We start from the raw sequence: 307 nt of genomic DNA on the forward strand, positions 1-307 counted from the left end.
CGTTTCTCCGATAATCACACCGGCGCTTTGATTGACGACGCTCTGGGTGGCGTCAAAAATGCCCATGACGATGTTCCATGTGTTGCTGACAATGAGAATGGCAAACGCAGACTTGAAAATCCAGCGGAAGAACATGGAGCTGTCAAAGTCGTGCATATTGTTTTTCTCGGTTATCATCTGTATCAGTTCCATGCACATGACACAGGCAAGGATGGCCGCTGCAATGGGCAGCACCACCGTTTCGGACAGGTTTTGCAGCATATTGAAAATGCCGCTGTTCCACGCCTGCGGGGTGGCTCCCACATCA

At 50.8% G+C, this 307-nt stretch carries 1 protein-coding gene; it reads right to left on the minus strand.

Annotation, left to right across the window (positions count from 1 at the left end):
• Positions 1–307 (minus strand): VirB6/TrbL-like conjugal transfer protein, CD1112 family (locus ACQRBH_RS17400; RefSeq protein WP_427762715.1); only part of this gene is annotated, 307 nt, incomplete at both ends.

This window comes from Bariatricus sp. SGI.161 (assembly GCF_050313695.1).
GTDB lineage: Bacteria > Bacillota > Clostridia > Lachnospirales > Lachnospiraceae > JAFBIX01.